Source organism: Aquirufa lenticrescens, assembly GCF_019916085.1.
Lineage (GTDB): Bacteria > Bacteroidota > Bacteroidia > Cytophagales > Spirosomataceae > Aquirufa > Aquirufa lenticrescens.
This window is the reverse complement of record NZ_CP049834.1, coordinates 2,294,378-2,312,716: the sequence shown is the minus strand read 5'-3', so window position 1 is coordinate 2,312,716 and position 18,339 is coordinate 2,294,378. Positions and strand designations below refer to the sequence as shown.

General features: G+C 40.2%; 18 protein-coding genes. 14 read left to right on the top strand and 4 right to left on the bottom strand.

Translation table 11 applies throughout. From position 1 onward, the window contains the following. Nucleotide 1 precedes the first annotated feature (1 nt). Nucleotides 2-664 carry a ribulose-phosphate 3-epimerase gene (rpe, locus tag G9X62_RS10335; protein ID WP_223130631.1) on the bottom strand — a complete coding sequence of 221 codons (663 nt, stop codon included), beginning with the start codon at nt 662-664 and terminating at the stop codon, nt 2-4. Between the two features lie 74 nt (nt 665-738). Here rpe and ligA point away from each other — a divergent pair, with 74 nt between their 5' ends. The 4 genes from ligA to G9X62_RS10315 are packed head-to-tail and all read left to right on the top strand — an operon-like array spanning nt 739 to nt 4,362. Then, complete coding sequence (ligA, locus tag G9X62_RS10330) at nt 739-2,736, top strand: NAD-dependent DNA ligase LigA (protein ID WP_223130630.1); 1,998 nt, start codon at nt 739-741, stop codon at nt 2,734-2,736. A gap of 2 nt (nt 2,737-2,738) precedes the next feature. Continuing rightward, complete coding sequence (gene dapA, locus G9X62_RS10325; RefSeq protein ID WP_223130629.1) at nt 2,739-3,632, top strand: 4-hydroxy-tetrahydrodipicolinate synthase; 894 nt, start codon at nt 2,739-2,741, stop codon at nt 3,630-3,632. 6 nt (nt 3,633-3,638) lie between these two features. Further along, nucleotides 3,639-3,941, top strand: coding sequence for a Dabb family protein (locus tag G9X62_RS10320; protein ID WP_223130628.1), 303 nt, complete (start codon nt 3,639-3,641; stop codon nt 3,939-3,941). Beyond that, nucleotides 3,922-4,362 carry a heavy metal-binding domain-containing protein gene (locus G9X62_RS10315; RefSeq protein ID WP_223130627.1) on the top strand — a complete coding sequence of 147 codons (441 nt, stop codon included), beginning with the start codon at nt 3,922-3,924 and terminating at the stop codon, nt 4,360-4,362. Before G9X62_RS10320 ends, G9X62_RS10315 begins: the two co-directional genes overlap by 20 nt. On the opposite strand, the gene G9X62_RS10310 is transcribed toward G9X62_RS10315, so the two are convergent. Then, complete coding sequence (locus tag G9X62_RS10310) at nt 4,328-5,710, bottom strand: alpha-L-fucosidase (protein ID WP_223130626.1); 1,383 nt, start codon at nt 5,708-5,710, stop codon at nt 4,328-4,330. The genes G9X62_RS10315 and G9X62_RS10310 overlap by 35 nt on opposite strands. Beyond that, nucleotides 5,710-8,136, bottom strand: coding sequence for a M14 family zinc carboxypeptidase (locus tag G9X62_RS10305; RefSeq protein WP_223130625.1), 2,427 nt, complete (start codon nt 8,134-8,136; stop codon nt 5,710-5,712). The genes G9X62_RS10310 and G9X62_RS10305 overlap by 1 nt, the downstream gene beginning before the upstream one ends. 82 nt (nt 8,137-8,218) lie before the next feature. Between G9X62_RS10305 and fucP the strand changes: the two genes are divergently transcribed. The 10 genes from fucP (at nt 8,219) to G9X62_RS10255 (ending at nt 17,625) form a co-directional block, all read left to right on the top strand. Next, a complete protein-coding gene (fucP, locus tag G9X62_RS10300) occupies nt 8,219-9,544 on the top strand; it encodes an L-fucose:H+ symporter permease (RefSeq protein ID WP_223130624.1) in 1,326 nt (441 codons plus the stop codon). After that, nucleotides 9,544-9,879, top strand: coding sequence for an L-rhamnose mutarotase (locus tag G9X62_RS10295; RefSeq protein WP_223130623.1), 336 nt, complete (start codon nt 9,544-9,546; stop codon nt 9,877-9,879). Before fucP ends, G9X62_RS10295 begins: the two co-directional genes overlap by 1 nt. Then, on the top strand, nt 9,876-11,525 hold the full coding sequence (locus tag G9X62_RS10290) for a UxaA family hydrolase (RefSeq protein WP_223130622.1): 1,650 nt from the start codon (nt 9,876-9,878) through the stop codon (nt 11,523-11,525). Before G9X62_RS10295 ends, G9X62_RS10290 begins: the two co-directional genes overlap by 4 nt. Before the next feature lie 120 nt (nt 11,526-11,645). Next, nucleotides 11,646-12,386 (top strand): SDR family NAD(P)-dependent oxidoreductase, encoded by a 741-nt coding sequence (locus tag G9X62_RS10285; RefSeq protein WP_223130621.1) that lies wholly within the window; start codon nt 11,646-11,648, stop codon nt 12,384-12,386. A 4-nt stretch (nt 12,387-12,390) separates the two neighbouring features. Then, nucleotides 12,391-13,065, top strand: coding sequence for an SGNH/GDSL hydrolase family protein (locus G9X62_RS10280; protein WP_223130620.1), 675 nt, complete (start codon nt 12,391-12,393; stop codon nt 13,063-13,065). A 1-nt stretch (nt 13,066) separates the two neighbouring features. After that, nucleotides 13,067-13,906: a fumarylacetoacetate hydrolase family protein gene (locus G9X62_RS10275; RefSeq protein WP_223130619.1), complete on the top strand. Its 840-nt coding sequence runs from the start codon at nt 13,067-13,069 to the stop codon at nt 13,904-13,906. Next, entirely contained in the window at nt 13,903-14,736 is an 834-nt protein-coding gene (locus G9X62_RS10270) for an amidohydrolase family protein (protein WP_223130618.1), read from the top strand. The genes G9X62_RS10275 and G9X62_RS10270 overlap by 4 nt, the downstream gene beginning before the upstream one ends. Further along, the gene (locus G9X62_RS10265; protein WP_223130617.1) at nt 14,733-15,515 is read left to right on the top strand and encodes an L-fucose dehydrogenase; all 783 of its coding nucleotides are present in this window, start codon (nt 14,733-14,735) and stop codon (nt 15,513-15,515) included. The genes G9X62_RS10270 and G9X62_RS10265 overlap by 4 nt, the downstream gene beginning before the upstream one ends. Next, nucleotides 15,512-16,576 (top strand): D-TA family PLP-dependent enzyme, encoded by a 1,065-nt coding sequence (locus G9X62_RS10260; RefSeq protein ID WP_223130616.1) that lies wholly within the window; start codon nt 15,512-15,514, stop codon nt 16,574-16,576. The genes G9X62_RS10265 and G9X62_RS10260 overlap by 4 nt, the downstream gene beginning before the upstream one ends. Continuing rightward, nucleotides 16,567-17,625, top strand: a complete 1,059-nt coding sequence (locus G9X62_RS10255; RefSeq protein WP_223130615.1) for a dipeptidase — start codon at nt 16,567-16,569, stop codon at nt 17,623-17,625. Before G9X62_RS10260 ends, G9X62_RS10255 begins: the two co-directional genes overlap by 10 nt. On the opposite strand, the gene G9X62_RS10250 is transcribed toward G9X62_RS10255, so the two are convergent. Next, nucleotides 17,622-18,338 carry an SDR family NAD(P)-dependent oxidoreductase gene (locus G9X62_RS10250; protein ID WP_223130614.1) on the bottom strand — a complete coding sequence of 239 codons (717 nt, stop codon included), beginning with the start codon at nt 18,336-18,338 and terminating at the stop codon, nt 17,622-17,624. The two genes, G9X62_RS10255 and G9X62_RS10250, sit on opposite strands and share 4 nt — an antisense overlap. Between the last annotated feature and the right edge of the window lies 1 nt (nt 18,339).

Sequence of the window (18,339 nt, the reverse complement as noted above, 5' to 3'; positions counted from 1 at the left end):
ATTAATTCGCTACGGACAAAAGTTCAGCAATAGTTGCCTTCGGATCTTTAGAAGCAAAAACAAAACTTCCTGCCACTAAGACATCTGCACCAGCCTGATATAAATCCGCTGCATTCGCCATCGTAACGCCTCCATCTATTTCAATCTTCAAGGATGTATTTCCTGCCTTGGCAGCCATTTCAGCTAAGCGCTTTGTTTTATTGATGGCGTTTGGAATGAATTTTTGACCTCCAAAACCGGGATTAACCGACATAATCAAAGCTAAATCTAAATCCGCAATAATGTCTTCGTAAACCTCTACTGGTGTACCCGGATTGATAGCGACACCTGCCAAACAACCTGCGTCTTTAATCTGCTGAATCGTACGATGAACATGAGGACAAGCTTCGTAGTGCACGGTGATGACTTTGGCGCCTGCTTTGGCAAACGTCATAATATATTGTTCCGGCTTTTCGATCATTAAATGAACGTCAAGCACCTTTGTAGCGACTTTATTGATGGCTTCCAAAACCGGAAAACCAAAAGAAATATTAGGCACAAAAACCCCATCCATCACGTCAATGTGAATCCAATCTGCTTTAGATTCATTCAACATGAGTACTTCTGAACCTATGTTTAAAAAATCACAGGCTAAAACCGAGGGGGCGATGATCAAATTTCTCATACAACAAAGGTATAAAATATTCCTAAACCTTGTTTCCCGCTTGATTCCAATTGAATTAAGTTTTAATTTCGATTATGGATATAAATCAGCGGATGAATGAACTCATTGAGAAGATCAATCTCTATAATGAGGCCTATTATCAACAGAATGAAAGTATTATTTCGGATCAAGCATTCGATCAATTACTCGCTGAATTAATCAAATTAGAGCAAGAAAATCCACTTTTTGCTCGTTCGGATAGCCCCACTCAAAAAGTAGGCGGCACCATTACCAAAGAATTCAAATCTGTTACCCATCAATTCCCCATGTTATCCTTAGGGAATACTTACAATGAAACCGATTTACGGGATTTTGATGAGCGGGTTAAAAAAGGGTTAGAAGGAGAGAAATTCGAATACGTATGTGAATTGAAATTTGATGGGGTAGCCTTGTCATTTTGGTACACAAACGGGGTTTTACAAAAAGGGGTAACAAGAGGAGATGGAACGCGAGGGGATGATATTACAGCGAATGTAAAGACCATCAAAAGTTTACCCACCCGCGTTAATTCTACGGTTTTACCCACCACCTATGAAATCAGAGGCGAAGGCTATATGCCTATTACTTCCTTTGATCGAATTAATGCGGAGAAGATTGCTAAAGGAGATCAACCCTTAGCCAACCCTCGCAATGCGGCTTCCGGAACTTTCAAAATGCAGGATTCTGCTGAAGTTGCTCGAAGAGAGATGGAATGCTTTATTTATTCCTATTTAGGTAATGAGAATCCTTTCAACAGCCATTCGGAGGCATTAGAACATTTAAAATCGGTTGGCTTTAGTGTTTCACCTACGTATCGTGTTTGCTCTTCGATCAATGAGGTATTAACGTATATCGAGGATTGGTCAGAGAAAAGAAATGATCTACCCTTAAATACGGATGGGATTGTAATCAAAGTCAATGATTTTGGACAACAGGAAAGGTTAGGTTTTACGGCCAAATCTCCTCGCTGGGCGATTGCCTTCAAATATCCGTCTGAAATTGCCCGTACACGCATCAACTCTGTTTCTTATCAAGTAGGCAGAACCGGAAATGTGACTCCAGTCGCTAATCTAGAGCCCGTTTACTTAGCAGGAACGGTCATCAAACGTGCCTCTATTCACAATGCGAATGAAATGGAAAGACTGGATTTACGAGAAGGTGATACCGTTTTCATTGAAAAAGGAGGTGAGATCATACCAAAGATTACGGGTGTTGACACTTCTGCCAGAAAAGAAGGAAATGCCTTTATTTTTCCACACCACTGCCCTTCATGTAATACTGAACTTATTCGTTTAGAAGGAGAAGCAAACCACTACTGTCCCAACGACACCGGTTGTCCACCACAAATTAAAGGTAAGATCGAACATTTCATTGCCAGAAAAGCCTTGAACATCGAAAACCTAGGAACAGAAACGGTCGATTTATTATTCGAAAAAGGAATTGTCCAAAATGTGGCAGACCTCTATGATTTAAATGCAGAGAAATTCATTGGATTAGAAGGTTTTCAGTCTAAATCAATTCAAAACATACTTTCCAGCGTAGAAAAATCGAAGCAAATCCCGTTTCGACAAGTTCTATTTGGCCTAGGTATACGTCACGTGGGAGCAACCATCGCGGAAAAATTAGTCCTTCATTTTCACTCGTTAGAGAATTTAGTGCAGGCTAACCTAGAAGAATTAATCGCAGTGCCTGAAATAGGGGAGCGGATTGCTCTTAGTGTTTTGGAATACTTTGCGGATTCCGAAAATAGAGCAATCATCGAGCGCCTGAGAACGGCTGGGGTGCAATTTTCCGAAGAAATAAGTGAAATAGTTTTAGAAACAACGGCCTTAGAAGGTAAAACTTTCGTAATTTCGGGTGTATTTAGCCATTTTGATCGAGACGGGTTAAAGGCAAAAATCATCGCTAACGGCGGAAAAGTCGTTTCCAGTATTTCTGCCAAGTTAGATTACCTAGTCGCCGGTGAAAATATGGGACCAGCGAAACTAGAAAAAGCCAATTCATTATCCATACCAATTATATCGGAGGACGAGTTTATTGCCCTTCTTTCTTAATTATGCAATCATTACCTAAATTTCACGGCGTTGCGCCAGCACTAGTTACACCCATGAACGAGGATCGTTCTATTAACTGGGATGGCCTAAAGAAATTAATTCAACACGTGAGTAACGGAGGGGTTGATTATTTAGTTGTTCAAGGGACGACTGGAGAATCTGCGACAACCACAGCAGATGAGAAGAAACAAATCGTTTCTACCATTCAAGAGGCTAATACAAAGAACTTACCTATCGTTTATGGATTAGGCGGAAACAATACGGAGTCGTTGATTAATCAAATCAAACAAACTTCGTTCGATGGAATTGACGCCATTTTGTCTGTTTGTCCTTATTACAATAAACCAAGTGCAAGAGGCGTAATCGCACATTATGAAGCAATTGCAGATGCTTGTCCGGTTCCAGTCATTATGTACAATATTCCTGGTAGAACAGGGATTAATATGTCAGCCGAAACGGTATTAAAGCTTTCGGAACATAAAAATATCATTGGTATTAAGGAGGCATCTTGCATCATTGAGCAATGTATGGAGATTGTTTACCACAAGCCAGAAGACTTTTTATTAATCTCTGGAGATGATGTGCAAGCTGTGCCTATCATTTCAATTGGGGGTGTGGGTGTTATGTCTGTGATTGCAAACGCGTTTCCTCAGCAGTTTACCACGATGATTCACCACGCATTGGCAGGGGATTATCGTTCAGCCCAAAAAGAATTAGGCAAATTCCTGACCATCGACCCGTATTTATACGAAGAGGGAAATCCAGTAGGAGTGAAGAAATTATTAGAGAATCAAGGGTTGTTTGGTGCTCAGGTTCGCATGCCATTAGCTAGCGCATCCGCAGAGTTAGGGCAAAAATTAGCTCAAATTAGTCAACAAGAAGGTTTAAATAAATAATAAAATATGTTTGTACACGTTGTAAATTTTTGGTTAAAAAAAGGGTTAAGCGCTGAAGATATCGCGCTTTTTGAGGCAGGCGTCCAGTCATTAGCTGACGTGGAGACGGTGGATGTATTTAGCGTAGGGAAACCGGCTAGTACTGATCGTCCCGTGATCGATCGCTCGTATGATTATTGTTTATTAACTACGTTTGAAGACGAAAAAGGGCACGATTATTACCAAACGGCTCCTATTCACTTAGAGTTTATTAAAAACTGTGCCCACCTTTGGGATAAAGTATTGATCTATGATTCAGAAAGCATGTAAGTTTCTTCTCGTATTATCTGTGGTAGGTTGTTCTAAGAACATCAAACCTTCTACCTATTATACGAATGATTTTAAAAATGGTGGGGTCGAGCGACACGATGGTTTAGGTTTTGAAGTTCCTGTGAAATACGATATTGATGTTGTGTATTTTAATGATCATCCGAAACAGAGCTATGAGGATATCGAAACCATCAAAATGTCAGGAGAAGTTCCATTAGAGGACAAGCAAACCCAAAATGGGAAGATGCTATACCGAGGAAACCACCAGGATAAAAAGCAAGAAATCCTTCGTCAAATGGTTGAAAAGGCCAAAGAATTAGGTGCAACCGCCCTCATTGACGTTAAATATTCTGTTTACAGCACTCAAACAGCGAGCGGCTTTACCTTTACTGGAAAAGCGGTTCGTTACGTGTTGAAATAAACCGATAAGCTTCTAAATTAGAAATTAAAACAGGACCTCTTGAACCTGTAAATCTAATTTGGAAGCTTTTTAGTTTCCGCTCCCTGAAGGTGACCATTCGCTTGTGACCTATTGTACCCGCCTTTATCACTTCTTTATTACCCGATTCATCGATTAATTCTACTTCAAAAGCACTTACTCTTTGACCTAAGGCAATGGGCTCTTGAAGCATGATGTTGTTTATGCTAAGAGGGGTCTTTAATTCAACGTATATATCATTCTTTGTAGGAGTTGCCATCCAAAAGGTAGAGCTCTTCCCATCAAATAAGGGATCATTTATATTTTTCTTCAAAAGATTAACAAGCGACTTTGCCCGAATCGACGCAAATCCCATCAAGGAAGCGGAATCATTCTTATGAATCAATCCACGCGTATCAACTGGAATATTTAATAAAAGATTTGCATTACGGCCTACTGAAGCAGCGTAAATCTTTAATAAAGAATCAGGTGTCTTGACCTTATTATCCTGCTCCGGATGGTAGTACCAACCTGGACGAATAGACACATCCACTTCAGGAGAAACCCAATGGGTTCCATTTTCTTGACCATTTCTATAATTGTCAAAATCAGGACATCCTGGATAGATCTTATCGCGTAAAATAGGACTCCACATTGTATCATAAGCATATCCTCGCTCGTTTCCTACCCAACGAATGTCAGGACCAGCATCGGAGAATTGCACCGCAGTAGGCTGGTATTTGTTTACCATTGAGTGGAATAAATTCCAATCATACACCTGCTTTTTTCCATTAGGTCCTTCACCATTGGCGCCGTCGTACCAAAACTCAAAAATGGGTCCGTAGTTCGTTAATAATTCCTCCTGCATTTTGGCATACACCTGGTTATAATCATCTGTTCCATAATCTGGGTGGAAACGATCCCAAGGCGATAGATAGATGCCTAGTTTTAACCCGTATTTTTTACAGGCCTCAGATAATTCCTTCACCACATCCCCCTTTCCATTCTTCCATGGTGATTTCGCCACTGAATGTGAGGTATATTTAGAGGGATAAAGGGCAAATCCATCATGATGCTTCGCCGTCAAAATCAGTCCCTTCATTCCAGCCTTCTTTGCAATTCTAGCCCATTGATTACAATCCAAGGCTGTAGGATTGAAAGAAGACGGACTTTCTTTTCCCTCGCCCCATTCCACATTCGTAAACGTGTTCATATTAAAATGTATGAAACCATAATACTCTAATTCCGACCAAGCTAATTGCTTAGCAGAGGGAACAGGGTAGACAGGGGCTACCTTTTGAGCAAATAGCGAATAGCTTAAAAGAGCAAATATGAGAGTGAATCTTTTCATTAGAATTCTGAATAAAGGAAGCAGTTTTCAAAAATAGTTTGACCTTGATTAGGAATCGCACGGAATAAAGGATTAAAACCAAACCAAATGATTTTGCCTTTATCCACTTCTTTAACGCCTAAAAATAAAGAATTAGCTAGTTGAGCTTTCTTATTTGCCCCTACAAAGCCCATAATATTCGGTTTAGCAGAAGTTTTTAAAACAGGAGTAAAATCTTTCGGAAGCTTCACAAAATCAGTTACTTGATTTAAGATATAAATCGACGAATCGTTAATTCTGAATGCCAAAGGATGGGTCTTTTCCACTTCCACTTGCAATAGATTCCCTGAAGTGGTATTGGATAATTCTGCCCGTTCTCGCATAGCATAGGTTGACGTATGCCTTGCTGTATCTTCTTTCGCCACTAAATCTTTATCGTCTAAAATCTTTCGAGCACCCTCCATTAAAATCAGTTTACCACCTTTTTTTACCCAATCAGTTAATAGAATCGAATTCGTATTCGAGAGGGCAGCATACTTGCCATCTGGATAAATGATGTGCGTGTAATTGAACAGATTCGACTTGAATAATTGCGTCGATGGGATTAACGAAGGCTTAAAACCATATTTCTGAGTTAAGAAATAGGCTAGTTCCCCTTGTTGATTTACGTCGTTTGATGGATCGACTACTACGGCGATCTTAGGGATGAAAATGGGTTTAAAGTGGGTGGAACCAAGGTCGTAGCTTGTTTTTGAACGGTAGGAGTCGAGAGATTCTAGAAATATATTAAGCTTTTCCATTTTTTGTAAAAACTTAACACGATCTGCGTTATTCACATGAGTAAACGAAATAATAATTTCTCCATTTTGCACATCCGAAAAAGTAACTAAAGCGCCAATTTGAATTGCCGAATGAATTAATTTTTGAGTTAAGGATGGAACTTTAGGCGTTGCAATATAGGCTATATGCACTGACGTATCAAGATCTAACAACCTTTCTCCTTCATGATCTTTAACCACAGTAAACACATTTTCATTTACTCCATAGGCTTTTATGCCATTTAATTGAAACAGATTCCAAGCTGTGATATCGTAAGTCATAGAATCTTCCAAAGCAATAGTAGGGTCCAATAAAGCTTGAATCAATGGCGCAGATGACTGTTTGGCAGGAATTAATAATCCAATAGATTTATCAGACAATGTAAACTGCTTCAGTGTAGAATAATCATATGCCTGGGTTGACTTTGTAACACCCATATTTTTCAAATAGGTGATATTATTTTTCTCTAATAATTGGATAAACTCCTGACCTTTTTCTAATTCCTTTTCTGGCACAAAATAATAGGAAAACTTATTCGACGGAGTCGTCCTCGACTTATCATGCACACCATAAAAAGAAGTTTTCAAACTTTCTGCATTCGCTAAAGACCATTCTACTAAATTTAGTGCTAGAGCCGAGTGATGCTTCACGCGATCCACTAGTGAAATGGTGTCGCCGTCGATTTTGGCAGAAATTAATCCACCTCTAATTCCCCCTTGCTCTAAGGTCATTCCTAATGCGCCATTCAAGACTGGGTAAGTATCTCCATAACCAGGATATAATAAATCATAGACCTCTGAAGTGAAATATGGCCATTTCTTTTCATCAAATAACTTCGAAAATGAACGTCCTACACTTTCTTGTAAATCCTTAGTTGACTGAGCGATGAAATTCAAATAGGGTTTCGCTGCCGGCGGGAAGTAATACGAGTGTTGGAAACTTTGCTCGTGAAAATCCGCATGCATCATGGGCATCCAAGAACGGTAGAACTTCAAACGCTGCTGCGTTTCTTTCTGTGTCTGCCAAACCCAATCCCGGTTTAAGTCAAAGGAGAAATGATTATAACGTCCTGAAGTGATACCCTCGTAATGCTCTTGATCGTTTGGATCTGGATTTCCACCTGGTAAGTAATTGCGGCGATTGTATTGCGTGACATAAGCATCACGACCATCCGGATTAATGCAAGGATCAATCAAAATGACATAAGGAATGGATTTATTGGGTTTAGAAATCAAAGAATACAAGGTATTCAATGCGGCTTCACTTCCGGCCGCTTCATTTCCGTGCACATTAAAAGATAAATTAATAATCACTGGGAGTAAAGGGTCGGTTTTTTCGCCTTGAATACGCTTCTGGTGATTTTGCTGCACTTGCTCAAGACTCACACCAGTCGGTAGATTCGCGATGAGCATTTGTCCTTGCTCACGCCCCTCGCTTGTTTGCCCATACACATGCCATTGCGCTAAACCATTACTTTGTGCAGCTAAATAACGACTATAGGCTACTATCTGATGGTGGTAGGTAAATTTTGTACCAATCGGGTAGCCTAAGAATTCTTCAGGCGACTTAATCTGCGCTGATAGGCTAATACTACAAAGTAGAAGGAATAGGGCAATGTAATTTTTCATTATGTCAATTTGGTTTGCAATAAAATTAAATAAAAGGCGGTAAATTAAGCAGTGTTTTGGCTTTTATATAAAATAAATCAACATGGCATTACCTCTAAACGACGATCAACCTACTTTAAAGAATTCGGAATCTACCTCGTATACGATTCCACTCATCTTAGTCACTAGCTTATTCTTTTTGTGGGGACTAGCTAACAGTTTAAACGGCTCCTTAGTCAAGCAATTCCAAACTGCACTTGATTTACAACGCTGGCAAGCCAATATCGTGGAGACGGCCTTTTATTTTGGCTATTTCGCGATGGCACTACCTGCCGGTTATGTGATGAAGAAAATGGGCTATAAAGCAGGAATCCTAGTGGGTTTAGTCCTTTATGCTGCCGGATCATTCTTATTTTACCCTGCAGCTGAGGTACGTATTTACGGATTTTTCTTAGCGGCCTTATTTTTAATGGCTTCAGGAATTGCCTTTTTAGAGACAGCTGCAAACTTGTATGTGACGGTATTAGGGGATCCTAAAAAAGGAGATTTCCGATTGAACTTAGCGCAGTCATTCAATGGTATGAGTATTATTTTAGGACCCATCATTGGTGGATTATTCATCTTCTCTGAGAAAGAATACACCAGAGAAATGATTCAAGCGCTTCCTGCTGCGGAAGCTGAAGCCATTCGAATAAGCCAAGCCGCTTCTGTACAAATGCCTTATTTAATCATCGGACTTGTAGTCGCATTAGTTGCCATCCTATTTGTATTCACAAAAATGCCTGAATTACAGTCGGCTGAAGAATCAACTAGCAAAGTAACCATAGCCAGTTTATTAAAGCGTAAACATTTAGTTTTAGGGATATTAGCGCAGTTTTTAAATGTAGGGGCACAGGTTTCTCTTTGGGGAAATTTTGTGGATTTGAAATTGGATTTAGCGAAAAACGACAATTTGTGGATAGTAGATAAAATCTACCAAATATCTGATACGATGAGCCCCACGCAGATCGCTAGTTTCCATGCTTCTTTTGCCTTTATCTTGTTTTTACTGGGTAGATTCTTAGGAACCTATTTAATGGGAAGAATTGCCTCAAACAAAGTGTTAGGCATATATGCCATAGGAGCAGTGATTTCTGTAGCCGTTGCGATGTTTGGAGGTGGTATAGCTGCTTTATTAGCTTTAATCGCTGTTTATTTCTTCCAATCCATTATGTTCCCGACCATATTCGCCTTGTCATGTAAAGGCCTTGGAGATGGATCAAAATTAGCATCCTCTTTAATTATTATGTCTATTGTAGGCGGTGCCCTTGTTCCACCGTTAACCGCGTCTTTATTCAAAGTAGGTACAGTAGCCGCTTTAAGTGTACCATTACTGTGTTTCGCTTATATCGTATTTTTCGCTTACAAAGGATTTGAAATCAAAGACTAATGCAACGATTTATCTTATTTCTAGACTTAAAGGACGATCCTGAATTAATCAAGGAGTATGAGAAATACCACGAGTCGATTCCTGTTGAAATTGAAGAAAGTATCCTTTCATCTGGTATAGAATCGATGCATATCTTTCGTTTTGAGAATAGACTTTGCATGGAAATTATAGCGAATGATAATTTTAGTTTTGCCAAAAAAGGGGAGATAGATTCCCTTAACCCAGCCGTACAAGCCTGGGAAACCTTGATGTCGAATTACCAAAAAACAATCCCAGGAACTCCAGCAGGAGCCAAATGGGTACTAGCCAATACTATATTTAGCCTAACAAAATGAGCCAAAAATTCTTACAAATCAACCCAACTGACAATTTACTTGTTGCCCTACAAGATCTACCTAAAGGAAAGATTATACAACATAACGGCAATGAAATTACGCTTCAAGATGATATTGCAGCTAAGCATAAATTCACCACTGAAGCAATTGCAAAAGATGGCAGAGCAACCATGTATGGCGTTTTAGTCGGTTTAGCTAGTCAAGATATTCCCAAAGGTGGGCTCATTCATACCTTTAATCTACATCATGCTGCCACGGATTTTGTCGGAAAACAAAAAGAGTATGAATGGACAGCACCTGATGTATCCAAATTCAAAAACAGAACATTCAACGGCTATCACCGCGCAGATGGTCAAGTAGGAACTCAAAACTATTGGTTAGTTATTCCCTTAGTTTTCTGCGAAAACAGAAATATCGAATTATTAAAGAATGCCTTTTTAAATGGTTTGGGCTTCCAAAAGATGGATCCATTCACTCAAAAGGTTCAACAATTAGGAAAGCAACTAGCTGAAGGAAAAGCACTAGAAATAGATACAGCTTCCTCTGCTTCGATTTTGGTACATAAATCAGCCCAATTCCCGAACGTAGATGGAATCAAATTCTTAACGCACGAAAGTGGTTGTGGCGAGAATAAAGACGATTCCTTAAATCTTTGCGCCTTATTAGCGGGTTATTGCCTAAATCCGAACGTAGGTGGAATCACCGTTTTAAGTTTAGGTTGCCAACATTCTCAAATTGAGGTATTTAAAGAAAAGCTAAAAGAAAAAGACCCTAACTTTTCTAAGCCATTATACATCTTTGAGCAACAACAAGATAATGGGAGCGGAGTAGAGAATATGCTGAATGAAGTGATTCTACAAACATTTAAGGGTCTGGTGGAAATAAATAAACAAACCCGTAAACCGGCTCCCTTATCGGCTTTACGCGTAGGTGTTAAATGTGGTGGATCTGATGGTTTCTCCGGAATTTCAACGAATCCAGCCATAGGCCATACCGCAGACTTAGTCGTAGGACTAGGTGGTACTGTGTTGATCGCTGAATTCCCTGAATTATGTGGTGTTGAACAAGAACTTCAAAACAGAGCTGTAACGAAGGAAATTGCCGATAATTTTGGTTTCTTAATGCGAGAATACGCCAGACGTGCTGCATTAGTGGGTGCTGGGTTCGATATGAATCCATCTCCGGGTAACATCAAAGATGGTTTAATTACCGATGCGATTAAATCTGCAGGAGCCGCTAAAAAAGCAGGTTCTTCTCCTATTGAGGATGTGTTAGGCTATGGCCAATATGTCACCAAGAAAGGTTTAAACCTAGTTTGTACTCCTGGAAATGATGTATTAGCCACCACAGGTATGGCTGGTGCAGGTGCTACGATTCAATTATTCACCACAGGCCTAGGAACACCCACAGGTAACCCAATCAGCCCCATGGTGAAATTATCAACGAATACGAAACTAGCTCAAAAGCTACCTGAAATCATTGATATTGACTGTGGTCCTATTATTTCAGGTGAAAAAACAGTGGAACAAACGGGCGAAGAAGTCTTAGAATACATCATTCAATTAGCCTCTGGAGAGATTAATACGAAAGCGATGGATTTAGGACAGGATGACTTTATGTTCTGGAGGAGAGGGGTTTCGCTTTAAATGGTGAATGGTAAATGGTGAATGATAGATTATAGAGTAGAGAGTATAGATAGTATAGGCGAATCCTTCGGACTCATTCCCTCCGGACTACTGATAACTGCCCACTGACAACTGAATGACATGTTCAAACTAACTAACAAAAAAGTCCTTATTACCGGCGGATGCTCTGGCATCGGACAATCCATTGCGCTAACATTCTTAGCTCAAGGGGCAGAGGTGCATGTTTTAGACTTAAATCCATCTGTCGAGCCTATGCCAGCTGAAATCATCTTTCATCAGGCTGATATAACATCTCTAGAAGCGGTAGAGGCCATTGCTGCAAAGTTGAAATCGATAGATATCCTTGTGAATAATGCGGGGATTCCACAAATTGGGAATTTGGAAAAAACGAACCCAACTGATTTCCAACGCATCTTTGATGTCAATGTGAAAGGAGCCTATCACTGCATGTATGCTTTTATTCCATCTATGATTGAGCAGAAGTCGGGTGTTATATTGAATATGGCCTCGGTGGCTGCATCTGTAGGAATTCCGGATCGTTTTGGTTATTCAATGACAAAAGGGGCAATTAAATCGATGACACAATCAGTGGCGAAAGATTACGTAAAACAAGGGATCCGTTGCAACTGTATTTCACCAGGAAGAGTCCATACGCCATTTGTGGATGGTTTTATTGTTAAAAACTACCCAGACCAGCAAAAAGAAATGTTTGAGAAACTTTCTGCTACTCAACCGATAGGTCGAATGGCAAAACCACAAGAAATTGCCCATTTAGCTTTATATTTATGTTCCGATGAAGCCGCATTTATCACGGGTTGTGATTATCCAATTGACGGTGGATTCATTTATCTAAACAACTAAACCTATGAAAAAACAACTGATTTGCCTGTTATTGATTTTGGGAACCTCTTTAAGTTCATTCAAGAAAGATGGCCCTAAGCGTATTATTTTCTTTGGTGATTCGATCACTCAAGCGGGAGTAGGTAAGACAGGGTACATCACCAAAATGACCGAAATGATTGCCGCTCAAGGACTTTCTAATCAATATGAATTAATTGGAGCCGGAATTGGTGGTAACAAAGTATACGATTTATACCTACGTCATGAAGAAGATGTAGTGGCTAAGAATCCGAATATAGTGATTATTTACATTGGTATTAACGACGTTTGGCATAAAACAAGTTCACGTACTGGTACAGATGCAGACAAGTTTGAAAGATTCTACAATGCTTTAATTAAGAAGATTCAAAAAGCTAATGCTCAGGTAGTTATCTGTACACCTACGGTAATTGGAGAGAAGTTTGATAACTCAAACGAGAACGACGGAGACCTAAATGCCTATTCCGCGATCATCAAGAAAATCGCTAAAGACAATAGCTTACAATTAATCGATTTGCGCAAAGCCTTTTTGGATTATGAGTCTAAAAACAACATCGAAAACAAAGCGTCAGGTATCTTAACATCTGACCGTGTTCACTTAAATGAAGCAGGAAATCAGTTTTTAGCTGATACCATGTGGGACGTTATTAAAAAATTATAACATGAGGTTAGCAAGAATAGGAAATGAGGGAGCAGAAAAGCCCAGTATATACCAAGATGGGACCTATTATGACGTGTCATCACGTTTTACAGATTTTAATGAGTCCTTTTTTCAACAGAATGGATTAGCAGAATTAGCTCAACTTAACCCAAGTGATTTCCCTGCCATTACAGGACGATTAGGTTCTTGCGTCGCTAGACCGAGTAAAATTGTGTGCGTAGGTTTAAATTACGCGGATCATGCCAAAGAAACGGGCGCTGAAATTCCGAAAGAACCCATTTTATTCTTCAAAAGTACGACTGCGCTTTCAGGTCCCAATGATAATATCGTTATCCCCAAAAACTCGATAAAGACAGACTGGGAGGTTGAATTAGCTATTGTGATCGGCAAAAAAGCCTCTTATGTTTCAGAAGCAGATGCTTACGATTATGTAGCCGGTTATTGCTTGCACAACGATTTGTCTGAACGAGAATACCAATTAGAACGGGGTGGAAACTGGTCAAAAGGGAAGGGATGTGATACCTTTGCGCCTTTGGGACCCTATTTAGCGACAAAAGAAGAGATCAAAGACGTACATGCTTTAGATATGTGGTTAGATGTCAACGGGAAACGCTTCCAAACAAGTAATACCAATCAATTGATTTTCAATGTACCTCAAGTAGTTTCCTATATCTCTCAATTCATGACTTTATTACCTGGGGATGTCATAAGCACGGGTACACCTCACGGTGTGGGATTAGGATTTAATCCACCAATCTATTTAAAACCAGGTGATGTAGTTACTTTAGGCATGGATGGATTAGGAGAACAACAACAAACAGCGATAGCCTATCAGGGATGATTGATGCACATCAACATTTTTGGAATTACAACGAAGAACGAGACACCTGGATAACACCGGAGATGTCCGTTCTTCGGGCTGATTTTTACCCAAACTACAGCGAACCACTTTTTAGAGACCAAGGATTTACAGGCTGCGTGGCTGTTCAAGCAGATTCTTCAGAAGAGGAAACCTTGTTTCTATTAGCATTAGCAGAACAAAACGAATTCATTCAAGGAGTCGTGGGCTGGGTCGATTTACAAAGTGCTAATATCGAGGACAGACTGGCATATTTCTCACAATTTGAATCAATCAAAGGATTTAGACATATTGTTCAAGGAGAAAAAGACCCCCATTTTCTAGCTAATAGAGAATTTATCCGAGGTGTTAAAACCCTCGCAAGCTTCGATTTAAGCTATGATTTATTGATTTATCCGCATCAAATCAAATCGGCCATTGCTTTTTGTGAAACTTGCGATGAGCAAAAAATCGTATTAGATCATTTGGCCAAAGCCCCACTAAAATCAGGGAATATCCAAGAATGGAAGAAGGAAATTCAAGCGTTTGCTAATTTATCACACGTTTCTGCTAAAATTTCGGGGATTGTGACGGAAGCTGCGGATCAGTCTTGGACACAGCAACAAGTAAATGAGATTGTGGATATGGCTTTGAACGTTTTTGGTCCACAGAGACTACTAATCGGAAGTGATTATCCGGTTGTTTTAGTAAATTCAACGGTAGAACGCTGGGTTGCTTCGTTTCAAGAAGCGCTTAAAGGATTAAATGAGTCAGAAAAAGAACTAATTTACCGTCAGAACGCTATCGAATTTTATCAATTAGAAACACTATGAATTTAGGATTAAGAGAGAAAGTAATCATCGTGACAGGTGGAGCCAAAGGAATTGGGCAAGGAATTTCTGAATCTTTAGCCTTAGAATCCGCTATGGTGGCCATCGTAGGACGAAATGAAGATGATAATCAGCGTTGCATCGAAAAAATTCAAGCAACAGGCGGACAAGCATTCTCCTTTGTGGCCGATCTAAGTAATCCGTCCGAATGCCAACAAGTAGTAGATAAAGTTGCCAAGATGTTTGGTAAAATTGATGGATTAGTGAATAATGCGGGATTAAATGATGGGGTGGGCCTAGAAACGGGGAATTACGAAAAATTCATACAATCCATAAATGCGAATTTGACGCATTATTATTTAATGGCTCAAGCGGTGTTACCTTATTTGAAAAAAAGCAAAGGGGCTATCGTTAATATCGGGTCGAAAACAGCAGAAACAGGACAAGGAAATACCTCTGGATATGCCGCTTCGAATGGAGGAAGAAATGCCTTAACACGTGAATGGGCGCTAGAATTGCGTGATTATAACATTCGAGTTAATTCGGTCATCGTGGCTGAATGTTACACACCTATGTATGAGAAATGGATTGAGACGTTAGAAAATCCGAAGGAAAAATTAGCCAGTATCACTTGCAAAATACCTTTAGGACAGCGTATGACCACAAAAGAAGAGATAGGGGATATGGTTACCTTTTTACTGTCACCTAAATCAAGTCACACCACTGGGCAAATCATCCACGTAGATGGGGGCTATGTTCACTTAGATCGAGCAATTTCATGAAAACTTTCGACGCATTTGAAAGCCCGGGATTAATTGTTTATCCTGATCGTGTAAAACGTAATATTGCCAAAGTCATTGAAATGGTAGATGGCAATCCTGCACGTCTTCGCCCACATATCAAAACACATAAGACGAAAGAGGGAAACGACTTATTATTAGCAGCGGGTATCACTAAGTTCAAATGTGCTACCATTGCAGAGGCTGAACTTTTAGCCCTTTCAGAGGCTCCAGATGTACTTATATCAATGCAGTTGATCGGACCTAATTTGGAACGATTTAAAGAATTAGTCGCCCATTACCCTAAAACGAAATTCTCTTCCATCATAGATGATGCCTTTGCCGCTTCTGAACTCAATCGCATTATTGCAGACCTTTCAACAGGAGTGTATGTAGACCTGAATATGGGGATGAATCGGACGGGAATTACACCCGATAAGGCTTTGGGTTTAATTCAACATATTCAAACGTTACCTAACGTCACATTACGCGGCCTACACGCCTATGATGGTCATATTCGGGACAAAGTATACGAAGACCGTGCCAAACATGTGGAAACTGATTTCACCTCATTCTACGAGCTTTTAGGACAAATCGATACAAGCGATTTAGAATTAGTAGTATCTGGTACACCTAGTTTTCTTGTGCATCATAAAAATTCCCAATTTACCTGCAGCCCAGGTACCTTTATCTTCTTTGATGCGGGTTATGCGGCATTATTTCCAGAAAATACCTTTGAATTTGGAGTAGAGATTATCGCTAGAATTATCTCAAAACCCACAGATTCGACAATTTGCCTCGATTTAGGGCACAAATCGGTTGCGGCAGAAAATCCGATAGATAACCGTGTCCGTTTTATCGACCATCCAAGCTGGGTACTTAAATCACAAAGCGAAGAACATGGCATTGTAGAAGTAGGTGATAATTCAGCATATACTATAGGTGAAATCATCCGAATGATACCTTACCATATTTGTCCTACAGTGAATCTACATTCGCATCTTCAAGTCATTGACGGTAGTTTGTGGGAGGTAAAAGCTAGAAATCGCAGATTATGCTATTAATCGACGCCCATTTAGATTTAAGTATGAACGCGCTCGAGTGGAATCGAGACTTACGCGCTAGTATTCAAGAAATCAATGATCGCGAAAAGCATTTAACGGATAAACCAGATCGTGGCAATGCGACTGTAAGTTTAGACGAATTAAGAAAAGGGAATGTAGGCATCGTCGTGGCCACTCAAATCGCTCGCTATGTAGCCGCTGACTCCACTTTACCTGGCTGGAATAGTCCAGAACAAGCCTGGGCACAAACGCAAGGTCAATTAGCCTATTACAAAGCTTTAGAAAGAACAGGCGATCTACGTCCTATTCGAAATAGATCCGAATTACACGATCATATAACACAATGGGAAGCGGATGGGCATACCATCGGCTATATCTTAAGTCTAGAGGGAGCTGATTCTATCGTTTCATTAGAGTATTTAGAAATAGCCTACGCATCTGGATTACGTGCCTTGGGGCTAGCCCATTATGGTCCGGGACGTTATGCGCAAGGAACCAATGCCACAGGCGGAATGGGAGTAAAGGGACATGATTTATTGCGCAAGATGATGGATTTAAACATCATCTTGGATGCTACGCATTTATGTGATGATAGTTTTTGGGAGGCGATGGAATACCACCAAGGTCCGGTATGGGCGAGCCATCAAAATTGCCGAGCCTTAGTTAATCACAATCGTCAATTCAGCGATGAACAGTTGAAGGAGATTATTTCGCGTGGAGCGGTCATTGGAATGCCGATGGATGCTTGGATGATGGTACCAGGTTGGGTGAGAGGGGAATCTACACCATTGAATAAGAACGTCACCCTGAATACACTCATAGATCATTTAGTCCACGTTTGTGATTTAGCTGGTAACACGAATCACGTGGGATTAGGAACTGACTTAGACGGAGGATTTGGTAGAGAACAATGTCCAGCAGACATGGAGACCATTGCTGATTTACAAAAACTACCTGAAATGCTTTTAAAACGTGGATTTTCTGACGAGGACATTGTAAAATTCTGCCACCAAAACTGGCTTAATTTCTTAGAAAAGGCCTGGTCTTAGGCTTTAGGTGGGGGACTTATACTTGTCCAGCCACCATCAACAATTAATGTTTGACCAGTGATATGTTTTGCCTTATCACTTAAAAAGAAACAAACAGCTTCAGAAATATCCTGAACATCAGCTGGTCTACCCAAAGGAGTTAATCGGCTCCATTCCTGCAAATAACTAGCATCCTTCTCTGTTCTTTCGGTCATCGTAGCACCAGGCGAAACGGCATTAATGCGAATTTGAAAGGGCGAGAGGTCGATGACCAAGTTTTGGACTAATTGATTCAAGGCCGCCTTTGTCATCCCATACGCCGCTAAATCCGGATGTGCTTGATGTCCTGTGACAGAAGATGTCACCACAATGGAACCAGGATTACCCGCATTACGTATGGCTTTCGCCACTTCTTGAATCAAGAAAAAAGTCCCCTGAATATTTAAATCCAATAAAGATTTCATAGAAGCTGGGCTATACTCCCAAAAACTCCCAAAAGTCGTCACCCCCGCATTACACACACAACCGGCTAACTCACCGGGTAATGATTTCGCATAGGCAACTAACTCCTGGATAAACTCGTAAGAACTAACGTCACCGGCTTTCGAGTATGGACCAGAAAGTAGGGCAGAGTCAATATCATTTTTAACCACTAAATGCCCCTCAGACATCAACTGCTGTGCAATTTGATACCCAATCCCTTGTCCTGCACCGGTGACGATATATACTTTCATA

Bases quoted from the DNA above. Each gene is read 5' to 3' on its own strand.
- G9X62_RS10305 (WP_223130625.1), bottom strand. From the start codon at position 8,136: ATGAAAAATTACATTGCCCTATTCCTTCTACTTTGTAGTATTAGCCTA.
- rpe (WP_223130631.1), bottom strand. From the start codon at position 664: ATGAGAAATTTGATCATCGCCCCCTCGGTTTTAGCCTGTGATTTTTTA.
- G9X62_RS10280 (WP_223130620.1), top strand. From the start codon at position 12,391: ATGAAAAAACAACTGATTTGCCTGTTATTGATTTTGGGAACCTCTTTA.
- G9X62_RS10260 (WP_223130616.1), top strand. From the start codon at position 15,512: ATGAAAACTTTCGACGCATTTGAAAGCCCGGGATTAATTGTTTATCCT.
- G9X62_RS10320 (WP_223130628.1), top strand. From the start codon at position 3,639: ATGTTTGTACACGTTGTAAATTTTTGGTTAAAAAAAGGGTTAAGCGCT.
- fucP (WP_223130624.1), top strand. From the start codon at position 8,219: ATGGCATTACCTCTAAACGACGATCAACCTACTTTAAAGAATTCGGAA.
- G9X62_RS10265 (WP_223130617.1), top strand. From the start codon at position 14,733: ATGAATTTAGGATTAAGAGAGAAAGTAATCATCGTGACAGGTGGAGCC.
- G9X62_RS10315 (WP_223130627.1), top strand. From the start codon at position 3,922: ATGATTCAGAAAGCATGTAAGTTTCTTCTCGTATTATCTGTGGTAGGT.
- G9X62_RS10250 (WP_223130614.1), bottom strand. From the start codon at position 18,338: ATGAAAGTATATATCGTCACCGGTGCAGGACAAGGGATTGGGTATCAA.
- G9X62_RS10270 (WP_223130618.1), top strand. From the start codon at position 13,903: ATGATTGATGCACATCAACATTTTTGGAATTACAACGAAGAACGAGAC.
- G9X62_RS10295 (WP_223130623.1), top strand. From the start codon at position 9,544: ATGCAACGATTTATCTTATTTCTAGACTTAAAGGACGATCCTGAATTA.
- ligA (WP_223130630.1), top strand. From the start codon at position 739: ATGGATATAAATCAGCGGATGAATGAACTCATTGAGAAGATCAATCTC.
- dapA (WP_223130629.1), top strand. From the start codon at position 2,739: ATGCAATCATTACCTAAATTTCACGGCGTTGCGCCAGCACTAGTTACA.
- G9X62_RS10285 (WP_223130621.1), top strand. From the start codon at position 11,646: ATGTTCAAACTAACTAACAAAAAAGTCCTTATTACCGGCGGATGCTCT.
- G9X62_RS10310 (WP_223130626.1), bottom strand. From the start codon at position 5,710: ATGAAAAGATTCACTCTCATATTTGCTCTTTTAAGCTATTCGCTATTT.
- G9X62_RS10255 (WP_223130615.1), top strand. From the start codon at position 16,567: ATGCTATTAATCGACGCCCATTTAGATTTAAGTATGAACGCGCTCGAG.
- G9X62_RS10290 (WP_223130622.1), top strand. From the start codon at position 9,876: ATGAGCCAAAAATTCTTACAAATCAACCCAACTGACAATTTACTTGTT.
- G9X62_RS10275 (WP_223130619.1), top strand. From the start codon at position 13,067: ATGAGGTTAGCAAGAATAGGAAATGAGGGAGCAGAAAAGCCCAGTATA.